23 protein-coding genes are annotated in these 21,028 nt (G+C 57.5%); 13 read left to right on the plus strand and 10 right to left on the minus strand.

The features are described from left to right. Positions 1-3 precede the first annotated feature (3 nt). The 5 genes from ACYU7Q_RS17250 to ACYU7Q_RS17270 form a co-directional block, all read right to left on the minus strand. The gene (locus ACYU7Q_RS17250; protein ID WP_460610684.1) at positions 4-678 is read right to left on the minus strand and encodes a CBS domain-containing protein; all 675 of its coding nucleotides are present in this window, start codon (positions 676-678) and stop codon (positions 4-6) included. Between the two features lie 136 nt (positions 679-814). Continuing rightward, positions 815-1,597 carry an alpha/beta fold hydrolase gene (locus tag ACYU7Q_RS17255; RefSeq protein ID WP_460611082.1) on the minus strand — a complete coding sequence of 261 codons (783 nt, stop codon included), beginning with the start codon at positions 1,595-1,597 and terminating at the stop codon, positions 815-817. A gap of 11 nt (positions 1,598-1,608) precedes the next feature. Next, positions 1,609-2,205: an anthranilate synthase component II gene (locus tag ACYU7Q_RS17260; protein WP_460610685.1), complete on the minus strand. Its 597-nt coding sequence runs from the start codon at positions 2,203-2,205 to the stop codon at positions 1,609-1,611. Between the two features lie 2 nt (positions 2,206-2,207). After that, positions 2,208-2,738, minus strand: a complete 531-nt coding sequence (locus ACYU7Q_RS17265; RefSeq protein ID WP_460610686.1) for a CvpA family protein — start codon at positions 2,736-2,738, stop codon at positions 2,208-2,210. A 92-nt stretch (positions 2,739-2,830) separates the two neighbouring features. Continuing rightward, the gene (locus ACYU7Q_RS17270; RefSeq protein ID WP_460610687.1) at positions 2,831-3,292 is read right to left on the minus strand and encodes a GatB/YqeY domain-containing protein; all 462 of its coding nucleotides are present in this window, start codon (positions 3,290-3,292) and stop codon (positions 2,831-2,833) included. Positions 3,293-3,426: 134 nt separating this feature from the next. Here ACYU7Q_RS17270 and ACYU7Q_RS17275 point away from each other — a divergent pair, with 134 nt between their 5' ends. The 3 genes from ACYU7Q_RS17275 (at position 3,427) to ACYU7Q_RS17285 (ending at position 7,362) form a co-directional block, all read left to right on the plus strand. Next, positions 3,427-4,140, plus strand: coding sequence for a pyridoxine 5'-phosphate synthase (locus ACYU7Q_RS17275; RefSeq protein ID WP_460610688.1), 714 nt, complete (start codon positions 3,427-3,429; stop codon positions 4,138-4,140). 105 nt (positions 4,141-4,245) lie between these two features. Then, entirely contained in the window at positions 4,246-5,274 is a 1,029-nt protein-coding gene (gene mnmH / locus ACYU7Q_RS17280; RefSeq protein ID WP_460610689.1) for a tRNA 2-selenouridine(34) synthase MnmH, read from the plus strand. Between the two features lie 165 nt (positions 5,275-5,439). Then, complete coding sequence (locus ACYU7Q_RS17285; protein WP_460610690.1) at positions 5,440-7,362, plus strand: T9SS type A sorting domain-containing protein; 1,923 nt, start codon at positions 5,440-5,442, stop codon at positions 7,360-7,362. 72 nt (positions 7,363-7,434) lie between these two features. On the opposite strand, the gene ACYU7Q_RS17290 is transcribed toward ACYU7Q_RS17285, so the two are convergent. Further along, positions 7,435-8,430 (minus strand): AAA family ATPase, encoded by a 996-nt coding sequence (locus ACYU7Q_RS17290; RefSeq protein WP_460610691.1) that lies wholly within the window; start codon positions 8,428-8,430, stop codon positions 7,435-7,437. A gap of 309 nt (positions 8,431-8,739) precedes the next feature. On the opposite strand from ACYU7Q_RS17290, the gene ACYU7Q_RS17295 reads away from it, so the two are divergent. The 3 genes from ACYU7Q_RS17295 (at position 8,740) to ACYU7Q_RS17305 (ending at position 10,114) form a co-directional block, all read left to right on the plus strand. After that, complete coding sequence (locus ACYU7Q_RS17295; protein ID WP_460610692.1) at positions 8,740-8,955, plus strand: PID-CTERM protein-sorting domain-containing protein; 216 nt, start codon at positions 8,740-8,742, stop codon at positions 8,953-8,955. An 84-nt stretch (positions 8,956-9,039) separates the two neighbouring features. Further along, positions 9,040-9,615: an exosortase X gene (xrtX, locus tag ACYU7Q_RS17300; protein WP_460610693.1), complete on the plus strand. Its 576-nt coding sequence runs from the start codon at positions 9,040-9,042 to the stop codon at positions 9,613-9,615. After that, complete coding sequence (locus ACYU7Q_RS17305; protein WP_460610694.1) at positions 9,608-10,114, plus strand: XrtX-associated membrane protein; 507 nt, start codon at positions 9,608-9,610, stop codon at positions 10,112-10,114. The genes xrtX and ACYU7Q_RS17305 overlap by 8 nt, the downstream gene beginning before the upstream one ends. Here the strand turns inward: ACYU7Q_RS17305 and ACYU7Q_RS17310 are convergent. Next, positions 10,111-10,383: a hypothetical protein gene (locus ACYU7Q_RS17310; protein WP_460610695.1), complete on the minus strand. Its 273-nt coding sequence runs from the start codon at positions 10,381-10,383 to the stop codon at positions 10,111-10,113. The genes ACYU7Q_RS17305 and ACYU7Q_RS17310 overlap by 4 nt on opposite strands. A 158-nt stretch (positions 10,384-10,541) precedes the next feature. Here ACYU7Q_RS17310 and ACYU7Q_RS17315 point away from each other — a divergent pair, with 158 nt between their 5' ends. The 4 genes from ACYU7Q_RS17315 to ACYU7Q_RS17330 all read left to right on the plus strand — a co-directional run bounded on the left by ACYU7Q_RS17315 (position 10,542) and on the right by ACYU7Q_RS17330 (position 15,561). Beyond that, positions 10,542-11,801 (plus strand): site-specific integrase, encoded by a 1,260-nt coding sequence (locus ACYU7Q_RS17315; RefSeq protein ID WP_460610696.1) that lies wholly within the window; start codon positions 10,542-10,544, stop codon positions 11,799-11,801. A gap of 22 nt (positions 11,802-11,823) precedes the next feature. Then, positions 11,824-12,687 (plus strand): hypothetical protein, encoded by an 864-nt coding sequence (locus ACYU7Q_RS17320; RefSeq protein WP_198076012.1) that lies wholly within the window; start codon positions 11,824-11,826, stop codon positions 12,685-12,687. Between the two features lie 130 nt (positions 12,688-12,817). Beyond that, positions 12,818-13,243 (plus strand): helix-turn-helix domain-containing protein, encoded by a 426-nt coding sequence (locus ACYU7Q_RS17325; protein WP_460610697.1) that lies wholly within the window; start codon positions 12,818-12,820, stop codon positions 13,241-13,243. Further along, positions 13,237-15,561, plus strand: a complete 2,325-nt coding sequence (locus ACYU7Q_RS17330; protein WP_460610698.1) for a DUF3987 domain-containing protein — start codon at positions 13,237-13,239, stop codon at positions 15,559-15,561. Before ACYU7Q_RS17325 ends, ACYU7Q_RS17330 begins: the two co-directional genes overlap by 7 nt. Before the next feature lie 258 nt (positions 15,562-15,819). Here ACYU7Q_RS17330 and ACYU7Q_RS17335 read toward each other — a convergent pair whose 3' ends face one another. Then, positions 15,820-16,236, minus strand: a complete 417-nt coding sequence (locus ACYU7Q_RS17335) for a hypothetical protein (RefSeq protein WP_198076015.1) — start codon at positions 16,234-16,236, stop codon at positions 15,820-15,822. Next, entirely contained in the window at positions 16,236-16,670 is a 435-nt protein-coding gene (locus tag ACYU7Q_RS17340) for a hypothetical protein (protein ID WP_198076016.1), read from the minus strand. Before ACYU7Q_RS17340 ends, ACYU7Q_RS17335 begins: the two co-directional genes overlap by 1 nt. Positions 16,671-16,775: 105 nt before the next feature. On the opposite strand from ACYU7Q_RS17340, the gene ACYU7Q_RS17345 reads away from it, so the two are divergent. Beyond that, complete coding sequence (locus ACYU7Q_RS17345; RefSeq protein WP_198076017.1) at positions 16,776-17,021, plus strand: helix-turn-helix transcriptional regulator; 246 nt, start codon at positions 16,776-16,778, stop codon at positions 17,019-17,021. Between the two features lie 806 nt (positions 17,022-17,827). Here ACYU7Q_RS17345 and ACYU7Q_RS17350 read toward each other — a convergent pair. Beyond that, positions 17,828-18,673, minus strand: a complete 846-nt coding sequence (locus ACYU7Q_RS17350; protein ID WP_198076018.1) for a hypothetical protein — start codon at positions 18,671-18,673, stop codon at positions 17,828-17,830. Positions 18,674-19,118: 445 nt separating this feature from the next. On the opposite strand from ACYU7Q_RS17350, the gene ACYU7Q_RS17355 reads away from it, so the two are divergent. Together ACYU7Q_RS17355 and ACYU7Q_RS17360 are read left to right on the plus strand one after the other, a co-directional pair. Beyond that, positions 19,119-20,171, plus strand: a complete 1,053-nt coding sequence (locus ACYU7Q_RS17355) for a sensor histidine kinase (protein WP_198076019.1) — start codon at positions 19,119-19,121, stop codon at positions 20,169-20,171. Between the two features lie 9 nt (positions 20,172-20,180). Beyond that, positions 20,181-20,948: a LytR/AlgR family response regulator transcription factor gene (locus tag ACYU7Q_RS17360; protein WP_198076020.1), complete on the plus strand. Its 768-nt coding sequence runs from the start codon at positions 20,181-20,183 to the stop codon at positions 20,946-20,948. Positions 20,949-21,028: the final 80 nt, after the last annotated feature.

The following is a 21,028-nucleotide window of genomic DNA, read 5'->3' on the forward strand; positions in this document are numbered from 1 at the left end:
ACTCTACACGCTCAGGTAGCGCAGGAGGGCATCGTAGCGCTCCTGCTCGTCGTCGTTGGCAACGGCGGTACCGCTGAACTGGGCCGTAACGACGTAGCCAAACCGCTCCAGCGTGGCCGTGATACGGGCCAGATTATCGGTATTCAATTTCAGGGTTAAGCGGATGCGGTGGGGGTCGACTTCATCCTGGGCAACCAGGGCACTCATTATTTTGGCGTTGTTTTCCTCGACGTAGCGGCTGATTTGGGTGAGCGAGTAGTCGCGCTCTTCCATGGTGAGGACGATGATGCCGCCCTGGCCGCCGGCCGGCTGCTGCCCAAAGGCCGCCAGCGCATCGGCGATGGTGACGACGCCGGCGTATTCGTGGCGCTCATCGACGACGGGCACAAGCTGGATTTTATTTTCAATGGCCAATTCCATCACGCGGTAGAAATGCTGGTCGGGCCGCACGAAGGCATCGGCGTAGCCCAGGGGCATTTCGGAGAGGGGCGTTTCGGGGTCGTCGAAATCGGCGAGGTCGGCTTCGGTGACGAGGCCGCGGTAGTGCCGGTTGTCGAGCACGGGCAGTTGGGCCACGTGAAACTCATCGAGCCAGCGCGCTGCCTTGCCCGCCGAATCGGTGCCCTTCAGGGGCGGAATCATTTCGTTGAGGAGGTCTTCGGCAAGCAGGGCGGGCATATCTGTAGAAGTTTATGAGGGATGAGTAATAGATGCCGATTTGAGTAAAAAGGAATAAGAGAAAGGCATAAAATATCACCGCGCGGGTGATGGAATGATTAACAACAATCGGGCCGGCAGAAAGGATAACTGCTTTTTAGGCAGCCAGAGCGGGGGTGGTTTCGGTAATACGCAAAAACCGGCGCAGGTAGGCGTTGAAGCCGGCGGGGCGCTCCATCATGGGAGCGTGGCCACAGTGGTCGAGGAAGCGCAGCTCAGCATGAGGCAGCAGGCGCTCGAACTCGTGGGCCACGGGCGGCGGCGTAATGGTGTCATTCAATCCCCAGACCAGCAGCGTGGGGACGGTAATTTTAGCCAGCTCCTTGCTCAGGTTGTGGCGCTGGGCCGAGCGCGCGATGGATATAATGCGCAGGCATTTGGCGTTGGAATTGGTGACGTTAAACACCTCATCGACCAGCTCCTGGGTGGCTACTTTGGGGTCGTAGAAAGTATAGCCCACCCGCTCCTGCACGTAGGCGTAGTTGCCGCGCTTGGGGAAGGAGCCGCCCATGCTGTCCTCGAACAGGCCGCTGCTGCCGGTGAGCACCAGGCGGCTGACGCGGGACGGATTTTTTAAGGTGTAGACCAAGGCGATGTGGCCGCCGAGGGAATTGCCAAGCACGGTGAACGTGGCCGGTAACGCAAGCGCCTTCACGAAGCCTTCGACGTAGGCGACCAGGCCCGGCACGCCGGCCTGCGTGAGGGGCATGTCGTAGACGGGCAGCAGCGGGATGATGACCCGGTAGTCGGGCGCGAATTCCTGCACCACGTCCTGCCAGTTGCTCAGGGCGCCGAACAGGCCGTGCAGCAGCAGCAATACCGGCCCCTGGCCTTCATCCACAAATTCATACCCGTGCTGATGCTGGCGGCGCAATTCCATCTCGTTTTTCCTCAATTACCGGCGGTTTTGGCAATGATACAACAGCGGAGCCAATTGCCCAAAATTGCCAGCCCGTGCGGGGTGAGCAGGGCTTCGGGATGAAACTGGACGCCGTAGAGCGGCAACGTGCGGTGGCGCAAGGCCATAAGTTCGGGGGAGGAGCCGGTGGTGTGGGCCAGGGCTTGGAGCACGGCCGGCAAGGGCTCGCCGAGAATAAGCGAGTGGTAGCGCGTGATGGGCTGCACGGCAGGTAGGCCGGCGAAGAGCGGGTCGGAGGCATCACAGCGCATGTTGGTGACTTTGCCGTGCATGGGACGGGCCGCCCGCACCACTTTGCCCCCGAAAAACTCGCCCAGCGCCTGGTGGCCCAGGCACACGCCCAGCATGGGCAGTTGCTGATGAAATGCCTTGATGACAGCGGGCATCACGCCGGCTTCGGCCGGCGTGCCGGGACCGGGTGAGAGCACGAGGCCGTCGAACTCGGGCACGTTTAAATCGGGTAGCGGCACGTCGTTGCGGCGTACCACGACTTCGGCCCCCAGCTGGCGCAGGTAGTCAGCCAGAGTGAAGGTGAAGGAATCGAAGTTATCGAGCAGCAGCAGGCGCATGGTCAGCTTTTAACAAAGGCTGTTCGCATTCGTCCCAACAGGTCCTGCGCCACGGGCAGCACGTAGCCCGTGATTTGCAGGGCTAGCGGAGTGGCCTGCCGCACAATGGGCAGCACCTGCGAGCCCGCCACCAGATTTGGCGAGAGCAGATGCAGGCCGGCCAAACCGGTGCCGTGGAGCAGCAAGCTCAGGCCGAGTATCCACTTGAGCACGCCGGCCGCGCCGCCCATCAGGTTATCGAGCACGCCCAGCGGGGTGAGGTGGACGGCGGTTTTGAGCAGGCCGCCCAGCAGATGCACGCCCCACATAATGGCCACGAACACCAAGGCGAACGAGAGCAGCGGCAACATTCCGAAGGCGTCGCCTACGTACTGCCGCACCAGCGGCACAGCCGCCGAGAGCAGGCTCAGCCCGCCCACCACGCCCAGCACGAAAGCCAGCAGCGACACCACCTCCAGCACCAGCCCGCGCCGGTAGCCCTTCACGGCCCCGATGCCGAGCGGGAGGAGCAATAGAATGTCGAGGGCAGTCATTTTGGGGTAAGAAGGCAGAAGGGTACGGGGGTGAGATGGTTGAAGGGAACGGGCGCATTGGCTCAGCCCGCCCCCCTCCTACCCTCTTACCCTTACAGGTTCGTGTTATTCAGCAAATGTCCCAGCACGTCGGAGATGCGCTTGCCGTCGGCTTGGCCGGAAAGCTCGCGGGCAGCGACGCCCATTACTTTGCCCAGGTCGGAAGGGCCGGTGGCACCTACGCGCTGGATGATGTGGACCAGCTTCTCCACCAAATCGGCTTCGGTGAGCTGGGCGGGCAGGAATTCCTCGATGATGGCGAGCTCGGCCAGCTCGGTTTCTTCGAGGTCGGAGCGGAACTGCTCCTTATAGATGGCGGCGGCGTCGCGGCGCTGCTTGGCGGCTTTGTTGAGGAGCTTGAGCTCGGCTTCGGGCGTGAGGCCGGCTTCGCTGGCGCCCTCGGCGGTTTCGGCCAGCATGATTTGCGATTTGATGCTGCGCAGGGCGGTGAGGCGCACTTTGTCTTTGGCGAGCATGGCTTGCTTGATGGCAGCGTCGATGGTGGTTTTGAGCATAGTAGTTAGGGCTTGGGGGTATGAGAGCGTGTGGGTAGGAGGGTAAACGGGCGCAGGGGCAAGCGAAGACGTAAATTTGGCCCGAAGCTACGGCCGTTTTCCCTCCTACCCCCACATCCTCCTACCCTAACCCCATGACCAAGCTCAGCGTCAACATCAACAAACTGGCCACCCTGCGCAACGCCCGGGGTCACAACCGCCCCGATATTCTGCAGGCCGCCCGCGATATCGAGCGCTTCGGGGCCGAGGGCATCACCGTGCACCCGCGCCCCGACGAGCGCCACATCCGCTACCAGGACGTGCGCGACCTCAAGCACATCGTGACCACCGAGCTGAACGTGGAGGGCAACCCCACCCCCGATTTCGTGGCCCTGTGCCGCGAGGTGCGCCCCGAGCAGGTGACGCTGGTGCCCGATGCGCCCGATGCCATCACCTCCAACGCGGGCTGGGACGTGGTGACGCACCAGCAATTTCTGCGCGAAGTGGTGGCCGAACTGAAATCATTTGGGGCCCGTGTCAGCATCTTCCTCGACCCCGACGTAAACCTGGTGGAGGCCGCCACCAGCACCGGTACCGACCGCATCGAGCTCTATACCGAGGCCTACGCCGTGCAGTACCTCACCGACCGCGAAGCCGCCGTAGCCCCTTACCGCGCCACGGCCGCCCGCGCCGGCCAGTTGGGCCTGGGCGTGAACGCCGGCCACGACCTCGACCTCGACAACCTGGCCTGGCTGCATCAGCAGCTGCCCGAATTGGCCGAAGTGAGCATCGGCCACGCCCTGGTGTGTGATGCGCTGTACCTCGGCCTCGAAAATACAGTGCAACTCTACCTGCGGCAACTGAAGTAGCCCCGGCAGCATTTTCCGGCCTGTTTAGGGGGCTAAGCAGCACCTGCCACCGGTGCCTCCCAGGTTCCGCCGGTTCTTTTCTTTTTAAGCGCGTACACATCCACCATGCCCCGCCACACTCTCTCCGAATTCGATGCCCTCCCCTATCCGATTCTCGACGTGCGGGCCCCGATTGAATTTGCCCAGGGCCACGTGCCGGGCGCGCTCAACCTGCCGCTGTTTACGGATGAGGAGCGGGCGCGCATCGGCACCGCCTATAAGCAGGTGAGCCAGGAGCGGGCCGTGCACCTGGGCCTGGAGTTTTTCGGACCGAAGATGTCGGGCATGGTAAAGCAGGCCCAGAAGCTGGTGCCCAGCAAGGAAGTGCGCCTGCACTGCTGGCGCGGCGGCATGCGCAGCGGCGCGGTGCTGTGGCTGCTGGAGCTGGCCGGCTTCAAAGTGCACCTGCTCGACCACGGGTATAAGGACTACCGCCGGGCCGTGCTGGCCTCGTTTGCAGAGCCCCGGCAGTGGCGGGTGCTGGGCGGCCTCACCGGCAGCGGCAAAACCGACGTGCTGCACCAGTTGGCCGCCACGCCCGGCCAGCACGTCCTTGACCTCGAAGGGCTGGCCCACCACAAGGGCTCCGCCTTTGGCAGCATTGGGCAGCCGGCCCAGCCCACACAGGAGCAGTTTGAGAACAACCTGGCCGCCGCCCTGGCCCGCCTGCCCACTGATGCGCCCATCTGGGTGGAAGACGAAAGCCGACAGATTGGCCGGCTCACCATTCCGGCTGCGCTGTTTGCCCAGCTGCACGCTGCCCCGCGCTTCGTGCTGGAAGTACCCCGCGCCGCCCGCGTGGCCAAGCTGGCCGCCGAATACGGGGCCGAAGACCCCGCCGAATTAGCAGCCGCAATCGAGCGCCTGCAAAAGCGCCTCGGTGGCCTGGCCACCAAGCAGGCGCTGGCCGCCGTGGCCGCCGGCGACTTCCCGCTGATGGTGGAGTTGGTGCTCGATTACTACGACAAAACCTATACCTACGGCCTGTCCCCACGCCCCGGCGAGCCGCCTCTCACCTTTGTGCCCGTGGCTGGCTGCGAGGCCGCTGCGAATGCGGCGGTGCTGCTGCAAGCCGCCGCCATTGAAATGCCATAAATGTCGCGGTAAAATTCCCGCCAGTCGATAATCCGGCTAAGTATCCGGCGCTATTGCGTAATTTGTCGGCTGAATCAGGCTAATGCCTTATCGGATTAGTTATCCGATTTCATGCTTACCCACCATCTTTTTATCATTTTTTACTCCCCATTTTTCTCACTTTTCATGTTAACAAACTTACAGAACCGGCTTAAACGCGCCGGGCGGCTGCTGCCGCTAGCGTTGCTGCCGTTCGCGGCTCACGCCCAATTCAATTACGTTCCTACCAACGCCGTAAATACGGCCGGTACCTACACCGATTTAGGCACCTCGGGCACAGTCATCACGACAGCCAACACCGACGACGCCAACTCCGCTGCTCAGCCAATTGGCTTTACGTTCACTTACAACGGCACTGCTTTCACGCAGTTTGTGCTCAACACCAACGGCCTGATACGCCTCGGTGCCGCCGCACCTTCGGTAGCAAACATCTTTCTCTCTCAGGACCAATCCCCGACGCAAACAGCTGTTGACCCCGTCAGCAGCACCAACGCGGCGAACGTAAACCTGATTATGCCCTTCAACACGGATTTGGTATCGGGCACCAGCCCTGCTGAATACCGGGTAAGCACCACGGGTACGAGCCCCAACCGCGTTTGCACCATTCAATGGGCTAACGTGAGCGACAAAACCGGAACGGGCACCGACACTGCTCCGACCCAGTACACCAACTTCTCTTTTCAAGCCAAACTGTACGAAACCACGAACAACATTGAATTCGTGTACGGCCCGGCTACGGCGAGTACCAACGCAGCAACGAGCCGCTTTCCCACAGTTGGGATTAAAGGTGCTGATGCCGCAAGCGCAGTGTTGGGCAACAAAACCACCGGCGCCGCTGCCTGGAGCACTACCGTGTTCATCAACGGCCCCTACACCACCACGACCCATAATTTCCGCAATGCGACCTTGCCCGATTTGGGCCGTACTTACCGCTTTGTAGCTGCCCCGCTCTGCGCCGACCCCACGGCCGCCACCATCTCTGCAACCAACAACTCTATTACTCTCACCTTTACTCCCGGCGCCAGCAACGTAAGCTATAACGTTACCTACTCGACCGGGGGCACTGCTCAAACCTTAACTCCCACGGCCACCGCCTCCCCCATCACCATCACCGGCCTGCTGCCGGGCACTACCTATTATGTTACGCTGCAAAGCGTGTGCTCCAGCGGCAGCAGCGGCGGAGTGCTGCGAGGCAGCGTTGCCACTACTGGCACGCCTCCAGCAGCAACTTACGCTACCCTCCCTTACACCGAAAGCTTCGAAGGCCCTTGGGTAAATGGTTTGAGCACGCGCGACCTGCCCACGGCGAACTGGCGTAATTCTCCCGCCACCGGTGACAATTCCTGGCGCCGAGATGACGATGGTGCTTCTGCCAACTGGCGTTACCTGCCCGGCGGAGGCGATTACACGCCGGCTTTTAGCACCGGTGCACATTCGGCCCGCTTCCACACCTACGGTACCCCGGCACCAACCGCAACCAACGGGGTGCAGCCTAGCAAACTAGACTTGTACGTAAACATGAGCGGCAGCAACAGCAAGGTCTTGAACTTCGACTACATCAATCCGACTGGTACCGACAAACTTGATGTATTGTTGAGCACCGACGGTGGCGCTACGTTTGCTACTTCCCCCTTGCTGACGGCTACCACCAGCGTGGCATTTTCCACTAAATCGGTAACCATTCCCAGCACATCTGCTACTACCGTTATTCGTTTTCAAGCCACTTCCGACTTTGGCGATGACGACCTGGGCATCGACAACCTGCGTCTGAGCGTGGTAACCGCCACCAGCAACGCTGCCCTGGCCGCTACCGTGAGCCTGTACCCCAACCCTACACACCAGAGCTTCCAGCTCACGGTGCCCACCGGCCTGCGCGCCGCCTCGGCCACGTTGAGCAACTCCTTGGGCCAGGTGGTGCAGTCGCGTCAGCTGAACCTGCCCGCCGCCGGCACCACCGATTTTAACGTGAGCAGCCTTGCTCCCGGCGTATACACGCTGACGCTGAAATCGGGTGCTGACCTGGTAGTGAAGCGCGTGGTAGTGGAATAATTCCTGCCACTCCACACCCATAAAAAAGGGCTGACCGCGTGGTCAGCCCTTTTTTTGTGCCGCTGCATTTGTTTAGCTAATGGGCACCTTGCGCAGAATGGCCTCAATTAAATCCTGGGTCCGAATGCCATCGGCTTCGGCCTCATAAGTGAGCAGAATGCGGTGGTTGAGCACATCGGCAGCCACCTCCTTAATGTCTTCGGGCAGCACATAGTCGCGGCCTTCGAGGTAAGCCACGGCTTTGGAGGCGCGGTGCAGGGCAATGCTTGCCCGGGGACTGGCCCCAAACTGCACGGCCTGGGCAAATTCAGGCAGGTCGTAGTCGGCGGGCCGCCGGGTGGCAAACACCAGCTCAATCAGGTAATTTTCCAGTGTGTCCGAAATCTGCACCTGGTTGATTTGCTGGCGGATGCCGAAAATATCGTCCTTGGTCAGAATGGGCTGCACGTCCTCTACAAAGCTGAGGTTGGCCATGCGGCGCATCACCTCCAGCTCATCGGCCTTCTTAAGGTAGTCGACGTGCACCTTCAGCATGAAACGGTCCACCTGGGCCTCGGGCAGCGGGTAGGTGCCTTCCTGCTCCACGGGGTTTTGGGTAGCCAGCACCAGAAACGGCAGGTCGAGCGGGTACGTGGTATCGCCGATGGTGACCTGCTTTTCCTGCATGGCTTCGAGCAGGGCGCTCTGCACCTTGGCCGGCGAACGGTTGATTTCGTCGGCCAGTACGAGGTTGGCGAAAATCGGTCCCTTCTTCACCTCAAAGACCGACTGGTTCTGGTTGTAAATCATGGTTCCGACCAGGTCCGAAGGCAGCAAATCAGGCGTGAACTGCACCCGCTGAAAATGCAGGTGCAACACCTTGGCCAGCGTCGAAATGGTGAGGGTCTTGGCCAGCCCCGGCACCCCTTCCAGCAGGATGTGCCCGCCGGTGAACAGCCCAATCAGCAAACGGCTGAGCAAGGGCTGCTGCCCCACCACCACCTTGCCCATCTCCGCAAATACTTGGCGGATGAGCGGATGATAATCGATGGGGGACGCCGGCACGGAAATATCAGAAACAGGATTCATACGTAAGATAACGGGCAAAACAGTGTCCGCAAGGTAGGCACAAGGCCGGCGCCTTCGGATAGCAAAGCACTCTATTCTTTCAGCCCCGCCAGGCTTCCCAGTCTATCACCTTAGCCCATCTAAGCAAGGCTTTTTCACAAATTAATTCATTGACAATAAGATATTAAATTCACTTTATAGGCACTTCACAGCAGAGCCAATGTATAATTTAACATCATTCAGAGGTATAATTAAAAGATTCTTCTACTTTTACACTCTCCTACTTTCACGTGCATTTATCAAACTTACCCACTGTTTGGCATCACACTTATGAAGTTACTTCTCCTCAAGCGTTTATTGCCAGTGCTAGCCCTGGTAATTACCTCCAGTGCTATTGCCCTAGCACAGCCGAATAACGGCGGCCCCGGTGCCGACCCAGACCCGAACCCTACGGATACTCCCATCGACGGCGGCGTGTCGCTGCTGCTGGCCGGCGGCGTGGCCTACGGCATCAAGCACCTGCGGGAGCGGCGCAAAAAAGCCTAACCTTTCCGGCATTACCCCGAAGAGTTCCCGAACTGTTCGGGGTAATGCCGTATAGTCAATTCACTCCGGCTTATATCCGGTTCTATGCCTGCTTATTCCGCCATTCGTGATTCTGGCAGCCGGTTGCTACTGCGCTTTTTGCTGATAACCGGGTGCATGTATTTGCTCTGGTTTTTTGGTTATGAGCAATGGCTGGCGCTGGATGGGCGCCTGGATACGGCCCTGTGTGCCAACATTGCCCGGGCCAGCGTCCGTGTGTTGCAAACCGTCGGTTTCGATGCGACCGTGGCGCCGAACAATCCCTACCTGCTGCTGATGAGCGGCCACCCCTCCGTCATTGTGGGTATTCCCTGCAATGGGCTGGTGCTTTACGCGCTTTTCGGAGGGTTTGTGCTGGCATTCCCCGGTCCCTGGCAGCGCAAACTGTGGTTTATTCCGGCAGGCATCGTGCTTATCTGGATACTAAACGTGGTGCGCGTAGCGGCGCTGGCCATCAACCACCATTACGCGCACCAATCCGTCGATTTCAACCACCATTACACCTTCACCTTTGTGGTGTACGGCTGCATTTTCGGACTGTGGATGCTGTGGGCCAAGCGTCTGGCGGTCCGCGACGACGGCCCACGCCCCGCACCGCCAACTACATTTGCCAGTGCCTGATGCTCCTTCTGTTCAGCTCATAGCCCGCTCCCAACAAGCCGGGCGCTGGGCACTCGTGGCGCTGCTCCTGCTGGCGCTGCTGCTCATCGGGGTTTACGATGACCAAGCCCTCACCTTTTTAACGGTAACATGGCAGCGGCTGCTGGCGGCCAGTGGCCTGGACCGCATGGCCACGGCCATGCAGCAGGGCATCAATGGCGGCATCACCAAGCGCCTGCTGCCCGCCGTGGCCACCTACGCGGCGCTTTACCTCGGCATCTGCCTGCTGCTGCTGCGGCTGGTGCTGGTGCCAGCCCAGTGGCGTATGGCAGTGAAGCTTTATGCCGGCACGCTGGCCGTGTACGTGGGCATTGTACTGGTAGGCAAGCTAACCGGCGATGCGGTGTGGGCATACCGGCTCAGCCGCCAGATTCTGGACTTCGTGATAAGCCCACTGCCGGTAGCGGGCCTGTATGTGCTTTTCCGGGCAGGATTTGGCCCACAGGCACCCCGTGTTTAGAGCATTGTATGCTCACCGATTTGGTTATTAGCGACTGCGGTGCTGGTCCGAGCATAAATCAGGAGTCCACGTCCCAACTGGGCCTGAACGCCATGAATGTCGAGCGTAGCACCATCGCCATGTTTAAAGGCACCTGTATAGCGCAGGAGCAGTTCAGTTAAATCATAAAAAAGCCGGTTCACTTTGCGAAGTGAGCCGGCTTTTTTATGATTTGAACTTTGTACCGGAGACGGGAGTACACCATTCAGTAAAGCAACGAAGGCTTTCATATACAAAACACGCCCTATTGTCCCAAAACAGCATAATCAACAAGTCGTCTCTCATTCTTTACTTTACTTTTTACGGTCTTATAAGGAATGTTTGTCCCCTATGTTGCCCCCCATTCCCCGATTAACCTTAACTTTACTGGAGCATACAAGCTCTAGTTATGGCTACAGTTTCTTTTGAACTCAAAGACCCTAAGTCGGAAAAGCCGACTGCAATCCGTATCCTTTTCAACCGACAGGATGGACGGCCCAGAATAAAAATCTATACGGGCGATAAGATTCTGCCAGCGTATTGGTCGGCAGGAGATATTCAACGCGCTATAACCAAGGCGCGAGGGATGGATGATGACGTGAAACGCGCTAACGAACTGATTAACCTCAGTAACGAGCGGATGGGCAAACGACTCCTAGATTTTTGGGGAGAGTGCCGTGCCAAAGGCTATTTACCCACTGATGCCGAACTACGTGCTGTTGTTGAGCCGGAAGCCACACAGGAAGTATTGGCTGAGCGGCCACGCCCATTACCTGATTTTTTGGCTTATAAAGAGCGCAAAGCCCGCACCCTACGTCCTAACACAATCAAGGCCATTGGCACGCTCTATAATCATCTGCAACGCTATGAAGAGGCTATTGGCAGGCCATTGGAGTATTTACACTTCACAGTGCAGTTCTGGCACGACTTCACCAGCCACCTGCTCGATGTGGGCAATCTGGTTGACAATAGTATCGCCAAGCATTTAGCCCATTTCAAGCCTTTTCTGAGCGATGCTTTTGAACAAGGTCGGAATCCCTTACAGGACTATAAACGCTGGCGGTGGAAGCGACGCGACCCCGACGTAGTGGCACTGACCCGCGAAGAGCTTCGTGACCTTGCAGGCGTGAATCTAACTATGCTGCCGGATGCTGCACGGTTAGAAAACGCCCGGGCACTGTTCTTAATTAGTTGCTATACTGGCCTCCGCTTTTCCGATGTAGCAGCACTCAAGCCCGAGCACCAAAAAGGCGAGTGGTTGCAACTCACAGCACAGAAAACAACTGAGAAGCTGACTGTGCCTCTACGGGGCAACTTAGCTCTGCCGCTGTTAGCCGATTTGTGGGCTGGGAAAATACGTGCCATTTCCAATCAAAAACTTAATAAGTATATCAAAGACGTGGCGCGTATGGCCAAGCTGAACGCCCCTACTGAGCAGGTAGAATACCGGGGCAGCCAACGCACAAGCACCACGCTTCCCAAACACGAAATTATCAGTTCGCACACAGGCCGCAGAACATTTGTGACGCTTTCGCTCGAAGGGGGCCTATCGTGGGAGACAATAATGAAGGCCACGGGCCACCGCGACTTCAAATCATTCCGCCGCTACATTCAAGTAACACCCGAACGGCTGTTGGCCGACTTTGCGCGAGTTTGGGCTGAACAGTAATCAGTTAACGCTCTCAACACCTATGGACATTTCAGTCAAGAGCCTTTGGTATAAAACCATGCGAGAACTGGGCCAATCCCCAGAGTATTATTCGCCGGAGATGCGGCAAAAGTATGCTGTACTCAAAGAGCAATTAGAAAGCGGGACTGATGGCCCTGATTTCCCCTGGGATGAGTATGAACGGTTAGTGGAAAAAGATTGGCACAGCAGGCTGCATGAAGGCGGAATGGCTAAGCGTTTTTTCCTCGAAATTAAAGCAGAGCTTGCGGCCTACACTGATGAAGTCAATCGCTTCAATAAGTACCCTCTGACTCGTGCCAATGAGCACAAACAGCTTGTCATCATTAACCGACTTGAGAAAAAAAAGGCGCTACTGGACGCCCAAATGGATTCACTGGACCGAATAATAAAGGCTGAACAGGAGTTGTTTGGCCTGCACTTGCCCCCATCTGCTCCGTCAACGCCAGCAAGTAGTGCATCCATCATTATCACCCTGGAGAGCCTGTGTTATGGCGAGGACATTCAAAGCCAAGAGGACCTAGCCAAAAAAATTGACAAAGTCTGGGGGCACGTAAAGGGCAAACTCACAAGAGTTGCCAATTCTCCCGCAGCATGTGCAGGGGTTTATAAGTTGCTCGTATGGTTAGGCAAGCTCCATTATGAAACTCCATCGAGCGATTGGAAGGCCGCGATTCAGGAGCGGTATGGGGTAATCATCCCTAAAGGCGTTGACGGCTACCGCATAGAACCAGCACCAAATTCTAAGCCTTTCACACGTGCCGTATGGCAGGCATATTCCTTTATAAAAGCAACTTATCCTGGTTGGGTTGCTGGCAAGAATTTACCACCAGTTTACCGCAATTTGCCAACGCTGGGGAAAGGGTAAGAAAGGCCCTTAATGTTGTACTGTAAGCGCAGCCAAGAGCAACTCAGTTCGGGCTTTCAACGCAAGCACCAACATATTAATGGCTACTGTAAGCCAAAATCACCAATCACCTTTGGGGCAAAGCCCTGCCTTGACGGCCTATACTGGAGGACCCGATTTTAACAGCTCAATTGCTGACTTGGCAGCTATTTTCTCTCAGTTCCAGTTTGTTCTTGAGCAGCGCGTTCGGCACATCGCCCGCGAAGAACACACACAGTTACTAGCTGAAATGGCCGCAGACGCTGTCTGCATGGACCGCAGTGAGGACAATTTGACGGTCAACCAGACTGCCGACATTCTTGGTATTCGTCCTCAAACCGTGTATGAATGGATTCAAGTTGGCAAGCTGAAAGCTCACCGTATGGGTAAGGGCAATCGCACCCTACGCCTCAAGCGAGGGGATGTGGATGCTGCGCTACAGGCACAGATTCAGCCCTGCGGGCGTCGCAAATACGCGCGTCGCGTCAATGTTTCACTTATGCGGAAGGATACCAAGGCAGGGGCAGCAGTATGCTAAATCGTGATGAGGTTTTCCGACGCACTAACAACGGGCGCGACGTTTTCTGGCACTACTTCGGCCAGGAACCCAAGGCAGGCCGCAACTTTCAGAATCCGTTTGTAGGCAAGCAGCAAACTCCTTCGTTTAACCTCTACCCCAATGAGGCAGGCGAATGGCGCTATAAGGATTTTGCTACTCAGGATGAGGGCTCTTGGCTTGACTTTGTGATGAATCTGCATGAACTTAACATGCCCGAAGCTCTAATCCGCATCGTGCAGGACTTGGGGCTGACGGACGGTGTGCATTACGAGGCGAAAGAGCCTCAGCCCTCTGTGGTGGCACACCGCAATACGGCGCGGCTTTTCCACGCGACGTACCGTGCTTTCACCGGCGAGGAACTGGGATATTGGCAACAGTACGGTATTGGTCCCGGTATTTTGGGAAAATACGGTGTTCGGGCGGTAGAGCAATACAACGGTACACGGGCAAATCAGACAGCCTATACCATTACCGCCCGTACTAACAACCCAATTTTCGCATATGATATAGGCGAAGGTTTTGTTAAAATGTATGCGCCTTATGCGGCCAACAAAGCCTACAAGTTCACCTGGCCTACCGGGCAGCCTACTGGCTATGTCTTCGGCTTGACAGAATTGAGTTCCCGGCAGTCCGTCATTTTACTGGCGGCAGGAGAAAAGGATGCCATGGCCTTGAGCGCCCATGGCTACGCAGCGGTCACCGTTGGCAGTGAGAATGTTCTGATTCGACCAGAATTGGTTACCGAATTAAAACGTCGTTGCGACGAATTACTCATTTGCTACGATGCCGATGAGACAGGCCGCCGCCGCGCTGTCGAACTAGCCGAGGAACATGGGCTTCGCTGGGTTGAATGGCCTGCCGAATTGCTACCGTATGGCAAGGATGCCGCCGATTTCTTTCGAGCCGTTCATCGCCAAGAACTCTCGCCAGATTTACTGCGGCATGCCATTGACAATGCACGCTCACCACTACCAGAGGCAAGTGTAATTGATGAGCAACAAGCTGTAGAACACACCCTACCCACGTTTGCGCTTGATGCCTACGAGCAATTGCCCGATTTCCTACGACGGGCTTGCGCTCCATTTGAAGGGCACGAAAAGGCAGTGATGCTGATGAGCTTGTTGGGCATATTATCCGGCTGTTTTTCAGGTGTAGGCGGATACTATGACCAACGCCGTTTCGGGTTGAACCTGTTCACGTTCGTTATTGCTCCGGCTGCAAGTGGCAAAGGAGTGATGAGTTTCGCGCAACGTGTGGCACGTCCTTACCACAAAAAGCTGCTGCACAAAAGCAACGAGGCCCGAACCGCCTACGAAGCCGAATGGCAAGCCTACAATGCCGCTGGCAAAGGCAAAGCGATACCTCCTTCGTCTACCCCGCCTCCGCATCAAATGCTTTACCTGCCTGGAGATACCACTGCTGCTGCGCTGATGCAAGCCTTGGCCGATAATGATGGACGTGGCATTATCTGCGAAACCGAAGCAGATACTCTCACTTCGGCCATGGGAGGTGAACACGGTAAGTTTGGTGACAAATTGTGCAAAATGTTCCAGCATGAGCCTACTCCCCTCATGCGTAAGGGTGATAAGTTGTATTTGGAATTGGAACGCCCGACCGTATCGATTGCACTAACCGGAACGCCTGGCCAACTACCCCGCCTCATGCCGAACGCCGAGAACGGGCTAACGAGTCGCTTTCTGTTCTATTCCTTTTTCCAGCCTCACATTTGGCGCAGCGGTGCTCCTAATGGCCGGCGCCCGCTTGAGCCATACTTCGACGAAATGGGCGAAGAATTAATTCGCATGATTGAGGCCACTCCAACGCTGGACGAAATGGGCACGGGAGGGGTTAATATCACCTTGTCCGAAGCAGATTGGAACCGTCTCGATGTAGCAGGGCAGGCCGGACTACTTGAGGCCGTTGAGGCCGCTGCTGACGCAGGTGCCAGTTCCGCGTATCGACTGGGTCTGATTGCCTTCCGAGTTATTGGGCTTTTAACAACCTTGCGCTGCTATGAGCACGGCGAGGTTCCGAGTGGCCAAATGCAAGCAGACGCACAAGATGTCACGACTGCCCTGCATATTATGGAAGTTGCCCGTGCTCATGCCCTGCACGTTTTGGCTACTTTGCCCGCAACTAAGTCGGCGCGTCCGGTGGGGAAACACATGCAAAAGGCGGGGCTAGTTGCTCAAGCAGTTTCTATGAAACGAGAAGGCATGAGCGTTCGTCAAATCGGCAAATCCCTGAACGTTCCACATTCAACGGTACAGGATTGGTTTAAGGCCGAAGCTGCATAGTGTACGGAAATACGTTGTCCGAAAAACCGGACAGCGAACAAACCGGACAGGCCATCGCCTCACTTTGTCCTTCAAACTCAAATCTGTATCAACATAAGCCCGGCCATTCGCTGGGCTTTTTGTTGATATGACAAACTCGACTGCATATCCTCCATGCCGGCGGAAAGCAAGGCCAGGCTGGACTTGGCCGATGTAATGTGCTGCGTAAAGCCCCAGCAGCGCCTTAGAGAAACAGCACAGGCTAGGCACTTCTAGTGCTCAGTCATCGTCATCCATTTGGTCACCTTCTTGGTACTCTTCGAGTTCTTCCATCCCAATCTCCTCTCCCTCTACCTCATAGATGAGTTGCATTATTTCTGAAGAGAAGCTGGTAAACAAGATTCGTTTCGTAATACGAAGTCCCGGATAATAACTACTGGGCTCGCGGAGCATCGAATGCAATTCGTCTCCTGACACAGGGTAGCTCCCCGTTAAAGCATAAAACCGCTTTACTTGCTCGTAGGCAGCATCTTGTGTCTCTCCCCAGTGTGCGTACTCTTCCCGCAGTTGGTCAGTCGCTTCGGGAAGGTTATGCATCGCTGCCCAGTATCGCTTGCGCATGGCCTTATTCATGCGTTGATTCCAGTAGATGATGAGACTCAAATTGGGGCTGAGGTGAAAGGGTTCTAGTCTCATTACACAAAAAATGAAGAAGACAAGGGCTGCATACCACCCAAGTTTGGTGAGGCTTCGTAACGGTACCGCTCGATACCCAGGGCGTAGGCAATGGTGACCTGCCGAGTTAGGCCGGAATGGCTCACGGTGATGCGCCGCGCATCGACACGCAGTTCCAGAGCTTCGACCAATAGGATGTCACCCAGTGCCGGTAGCAAGCCGCTCACTTGGTACAGGCCGGTCAGCGCCTGCGGCACATAAAAAGCGCCTTGTTCGATGTGTCCCAAAACGGATGAGGAAGCAAGTGCCGTATAGGCCAAGTCCTTTATTGGAGCTTCTTCTGCCAAACGCCCCCGGTGCTCCCACTCCTGTACAAAATCGGCTACACGAGGTGACCACTGCACGCTAACCATGAGGTCATGAGCTAGAAGCCAAGATTCATCTAAGTGAAGCATATTAGGAGTAATGAGCAATGAACAGGGACGCAAAAATACGCATTATAATCAAAATGCCACATTTATGATGCGTTTTGCACTTAGGTTGCAGCGGAGCTTGCCACCGTGAAATATGCAGCCGGCATCAGGGCTTTTGGCCACCACCTCCGGAGGCTACGACGAGCGCGGAAGCTCACGCAGGAGGCCCTGGCAGACTACGCCGACATTTCCCGCCCTACTGTGCAGCGCATTGAAAAGGGAGAAACTGCGGCTACACTAGAAGTGATGCTTGCCTTAGCTAATGCCCTGCAATTACCCTTGCGCGAATTAGTCGATGCGCCTGGCATTGATAGCATTGACCCAATACCGTAATAGCAGTTCGCTTTTCCGCTAGCCATTTCTGAAGGACAGCGATGCACACCCGGGGGCTAAGTGGTAGAAAGGCGGGGGTGGTCAGGCCCAAAAGAAACGAAAATGTCCGACCGGGTGGGGTCATTTTCGCACAGAGCCAACCTATTCGCATACGAAAAGCCTCCTACACTCCCTAAGAGTTGTGAAAGGGCGAGGAAACGGTGCGTAAACAGCCCGGTTATTCTTCGATAGAATAACCTAAATGGCCTCTATAGGCTCCTTTTCAACCTTTTTCAAAGGATGCGCTCAGAGTTGCGCACAACCTCGCGCAGAAACTAGCATAGTGCCACTCGAATGATTCGAATGGGTGACGCTCCCACAATAAAATTCTATGAGCACCCTACACACACGTAGCTGTTATGCTCACAACTAAGGCCTCTAATGTTTCCCAAAGAAATAAAAGGAGTCAAAACGGCGTATCCAGCCTTATCACCCTTTTCAACTATCATAAAATCTGATTGTTGTCAATAAATTTCAATAGGCAATCTACTGCAACTGCAAATGTCAGCTGAATCATCAATTACCAGCTTGAGCAAGTCAAAGAATCAGTCAATTACCCATTATTTTGACTATTATCATTCGACTTGCTTATAATACCTCTCGCCTCTTGTCCTTACTATATCAGTGCGGTAAGGACTCGCATCCAAGTATCCTGAGTTGCCTTAATCAATGAACACGGGCGTAACAGCCACCTTCACACCATTTGACTACTTCAATTGAATGTAGCGCGTTTATACTACCACCGTTTTCGTAGACTATTCCATGCCCTAGAGCGGGCTGCCGAAGAGGGCGTGGGCCCGTTGCCGTCCGGCGCCAAGGGAGGGGGCAATCAACCCCGGGGCGACGCCGATTTCTTGCAAGGCTTGTTCATTCCAGCAAGAGGCAGGGGCCGTCACCCAGACAACCCGCGCATTGCGCTGAAGCAGGGCCTTGAACAACGGGTAGCAATACCCGAAGTCCAGGTGGAAATTGCTCACGTCGAGCAGAAGGGGCTGGTCGGAAGGCAGCCCCTCGACGAACCGGGCCAGGGTGTCTTGCTGGCGCATGGCAATCGTCCCGTACATCCGGGCCTCAAAGGGCGCGCGCCGGGTAATCTTGCAGGGCAGGGGAAAGGCAAAGTATTGCTCCAAGTCTTCCACGTACTCCTGGTGCTGACGGGCCGGAAATTTGCGGCGGACCACCCCGAGCACGGCTTCCACCACGCGGTGTTCGGGCGTTTGGGGCCCGGGCGACCAGAAATGAAAGGCGTTCTGCTGGCTGTCCCGGGCGACCGTGTTGTACACCGTGACCCCGTCCGTCCCCGGGCGGGGGTGAGGGTCCAAGCGAAGCAGGTCCACCGGGTCCAGCGCCGCGAAAAACTGGCCCAGTTCCCGGGCCGTGAGGGGTACGCTGTCCGCGGCCAGCACCGGGCCCTCGTCCAGGGCCTGCGCCACGGTCAACGAAACCTGCCCCGCGCCGTTGGCCGCTTGGATGCGAACCCGGCAACCCGGCATAAAGGCTGGATAAAAGGCACCTTCGTACCGAAAGTGCTGGGGGAGGGCAGCGGGCGGTTCCCGCTCCGGCAAACAAGCGGATAGCCAGGCAACCGGCAGAAGGAACAGCAGACGTTTCATGTAGGAGGCGCGGGGCGGATGGCCACCGTAGGGGCTGTATAAGCCAAGACTGGGGTACGGAGAGAAGAATAACGAACAATAGTAGTTTCTAATGCTCCTTACCGTGAACCGCTGCCCATGGCCGCTTATCTAGCTTAGCTAAGTGAACCGACTGTCCGGATAAAGTTTAAAAAACTCGTCTACGATTGAAAGTTTACGAAACGCGCATTGGAGATGAGTTTCGTGAACGTCTTTGGAATAGATGCCTTCATCCGCGCGGAAGTCTTATTGGGTAACACAGTCGTGATAGGCTAGTCCCATTTGGTATGCGAAACGAGCGGACCAACTGGCCCGCTCGTTTCGTTCCCAGCCATCCAGACAGTTCGGACGGCCCGCCGGACCCGCTACCCCTTTTCAACTCTGAGGAGTATTTCCCGTTGAACGGAGCAGACCGTCGACTCGCCCTATGCTCTTACTTTCCCGCATTTCCTGGCTGCGCATGGTAGCCGCTTGGGGCGTTTTTGCCTTCCTCATGCTGTTGGTTGCCTACGGGCAGGCCATCACGGGTACCGGGCCGGTGTTGTGGCGCACGCTGCTGCTGGGGCCCTTGCTCTACGGGCTGATTGGGGCCCTGCTCACGCCGGTGGTGTTTATGCTCGCAGCGCGCTTCGACCTCACGGCGGGGCGGGCCCGCTGGCTGCCCTATCTGCTGGTGCACGCGGCCGCCAGCGTGGTCATCACGGTGGCGTACCGGGCCTTGTTCATGGCCACGCTCTACCTGGTGGGCGGCTCGGACGCGCCCGTGTCGTGGGCCACGATTCTGGCGGGGTTCAATTTCTGGATTCCGCTCTACTGGATGCTGCTGTTCGTGGCCTACGCCCTGGACTACCACGACAAGTGGCAGCGCCGCAACCTCGATGCCGTGCGCCTGGAAATGCAGCTGGTGCAGGCCCAGCTGCACGCCCTCAAGCAGCAGCTCAACCCGCACTTTCTCTTCAACACCCTTAACGCCATTGCCACGCTCATCGGCGACGAGCCCACCGCCGCCCAGCGCATGATGGCCAAGCTCGGCGAGTTCCTGCGCCTCGTGCTCGACCACACCGACGCCCAGCAGGTGCCGCTGGCGCAGGAGCTGCACTTTGTCGAACTGTACCTGGACATCGAGCAAGTGCGCTTTTCCGACCGGCTGGCCGTGACCTACGACGTAACTCCGGCCGCGCTCCCGGCCCTGATTCCGCACCTGCTCTTGCAGCCCCTGGTCGAAAACGCCGTGCGCCACGGCCTAAGCGCGGGCGGCACCGGCCGGCTGCACATCGCCGCCGACCGGCAGGGCCAGCAGCTGGTGGTGCAGGTGCGCGACTCCGGCCCCGGCCCCGCGCAGGCCGGCCCCCGGGGCGTGGGCCTGGAAAACACCGAGCAGCGCCTGCGTGCCCTCTACGCCGACCGGTACGTGCTGCGCCTGCTGCCCGCGGACGGCCAGGGCACCGTAGTCCGCATCGAATTACCCTTTCTCGTTTAAACGTTGGCCATGGACCCCATTCGTACCCTCGTTGTGGATGATGAGCCGCTGGCGCGCCGGCGCATTGCCCAGCTGCTGGCCGACCAGCCGGGCTTCGCTATCGTGGGCGAGTGCGGCACCGGTGCCGAAGCCGTGGCCGCGCTTTCCCACGGGCCAGCCGTGGATTTGGTATTCCTCGATGTGCAAATGCCTGATTTCAACGGCTTGCAGGTCCTGCAACAACTACCGGCTCAGCCGTTGCCGTTGGTCGTATTCGTGACGGCCTACGACCAATACACCTTGCAAGCGTTTGAGGCCCACGCCGTGGACTACCTGCTCAAGCCGCTGCACCCCGACCGTTTCACCCGCTGCCTGACGCACGTCCGCCAGCGGGTCAGCCAGGTGGCCGCGCCGGCGTGGGAGGGGCTGGTGCAGGCGCTGCCCGCGCCGCCGGTGGCCTTTTCGACCCAGCTGCTGGTCAAACAGCCCGGCCGTTTCTACTTCGTGCCCGTCGAGCAGGTGCACTACCTCGAAGCCACCGGCAACTACGTGACGGTGCACGTGCCGGGCGCCACCCACCAGCTGCGCGCCACGCTGACCCAGCTGGCCCGGCAGCTCGACCCGGCCCGCTTTCTACGCATTCACCGCTCCCTGATAGTGAATACCACCCACATCAAAGAGCTGCGGCCCTGGACGCACGGCGAGTACCTGCTCACGCTGCACGACGGTACGCACCTGACGTCCGCACGCAGCTGCAACGAAGGCATTCAGCAGTTCCTGCGGCAATTCGTCTCCTAAGTCCAACTATTAGCCGGACCAATCGCCTCAGACATAGTGCTATTCGTCCCGCTAAAAGGCCACTTCGTCACGGAGAATAG

This window comes from Hymenobacter terrigena, assembly GCF_054776515.1.

Excerpts from the sequence above, each read along its gene's own strand:
- ACYU7Q_RS17250 (WP_460610684.1), bottom strand. The coding sequence starts at position 678 with ATGCCCGCCCTGCTTGCCGAAGACCTCCTCAACGAAATGATTCCGCCC.
- ACYU7Q_RS17255 (WP_460611082.1), bottom strand. The coding sequence starts at position 1,597 with ATGGAATTGCGCCGCCAGCATCAGCACGGGTATGAATTTGTGGATGAA.
- ACYU7Q_RS17260 (WP_460610685.1), bottom strand. The coding sequence starts at position 2,205 with ATGCGCCTGCTGCTGCTCGATAACTTCGATTCCTTCACCTTCACTCTG.
- ACYU7Q_RS17265 (WP_460610686.1), bottom strand. The coding sequence starts at position 2,738 with ATGACTGCCCTCGACATTCTATTGCTCCTCCCGCTCGGCATCGGGGCC.
- ACYU7Q_RS17270 (WP_460610687.1), bottom strand. The coding sequence starts at position 3,292 with ATGCTCAAAACCACCATCGACGCTGCCATCAAGCAAGCCATGCTCGCC.
- ACYU7Q_RS17275 (WP_460610688.1), top strand. The coding sequence starts at position 3,427 with ATGACCAAGCTCAGCGTCAACATCAACAAACTGGCCACCCTGCGCAAC.
- mnmH (WP_460610689.1), top strand. The coding sequence starts at position 4,246 with ATGCCCCGCCACACTCTCTCCGAATTCGATGCCCTCCCCTATCCGATT.
- ACYU7Q_RS17285 (WP_460610690.1), top strand. The coding sequence starts at position 5,440 with ATGTTAACAAACTTACAGAACCGGCTTAAACGCGCCGGGCGGCTGCTG.
- ACYU7Q_RS17290 (WP_460610691.1), bottom strand. The coding sequence starts at position 8,430 with ATGAATCCTGTTTCTGATATTTCCGTGCCGGCGTCCCCCATCGATTAT.
- ACYU7Q_RS17295 (WP_460610692.1), top strand. The coding sequence starts at position 8,740 with ATGAAGTTACTTCTCCTCAAGCGTTTATTGCCAGTGCTAGCCCTGGTA.
- xrtX (WP_460610693.1), top strand. The coding sequence starts at position 9,040 with ATGCCTGCTTATTCCGCCATTCGTGATTCTGGCAGCCGGTTGCTACTG.
- ACYU7Q_RS17310 (WP_460610695.1), bottom strand. The coding sequence starts at position 10,383 with ATGAAAGCCTTCGTTGCTTTACTGAATGGTGTACTCCCGTCTCCGGTA.
- ACYU7Q_RS17315 (WP_460610696.1), top strand. The coding sequence starts at position 10,542 with ATGGCTACAGTTTCTTTTGAACTCAAAGACCCTAAGTCGGAAAAGCCG.
- ACYU7Q_RS17320 (WP_198076012.1), top strand. The coding sequence starts at position 11,824 with ATGGACATTTCAGTCAAGAGCCTTTGGTATAAAACCATGCGAGAACTG.
- ACYU7Q_RS17330 (WP_460610698.1), top strand. The coding sequence starts at position 13,237 with ATGCTAAATCGTGATGAGGTTTTCCGACGCACTAACAACGGGCGCGAC.
- ACYU7Q_RS17335 (WP_198076015.1), bottom strand. The coding sequence starts at position 16,236 with ATGAGACTAGAACCCTTTCACCTCAGCCCCAATTTGAGTCTCATCATC.
- ACYU7Q_RS17340 (WP_198076016.1), bottom strand. The coding sequence starts at position 16,670 with ATGCTTCACTTAGATGAATCTTGGCTTCTAGCTCATGACCTCATGGTT.
- ACYU7Q_RS17350 (WP_198076018.1), bottom strand. The coding sequence starts at position 18,673 with ATGAAACGTCTGCTGTTCCTTCTGCCGGTTGCCTGGCTATCCGCTTGT.
- ACYU7Q_RS17355 (WP_198076019.1), top strand. The coding sequence starts at position 19,119 with ATGCTCTTACTTTCCCGCATTTCCTGGCTGCGCATGGTAGCCGCTTGG.
- ACYU7Q_RS17360 (WP_198076020.1), top strand. The coding sequence starts at position 20,181 with ATGGACCCCATTCGTACCCTCGTTGTGGATGATGAGCCGCTGGCGCGC.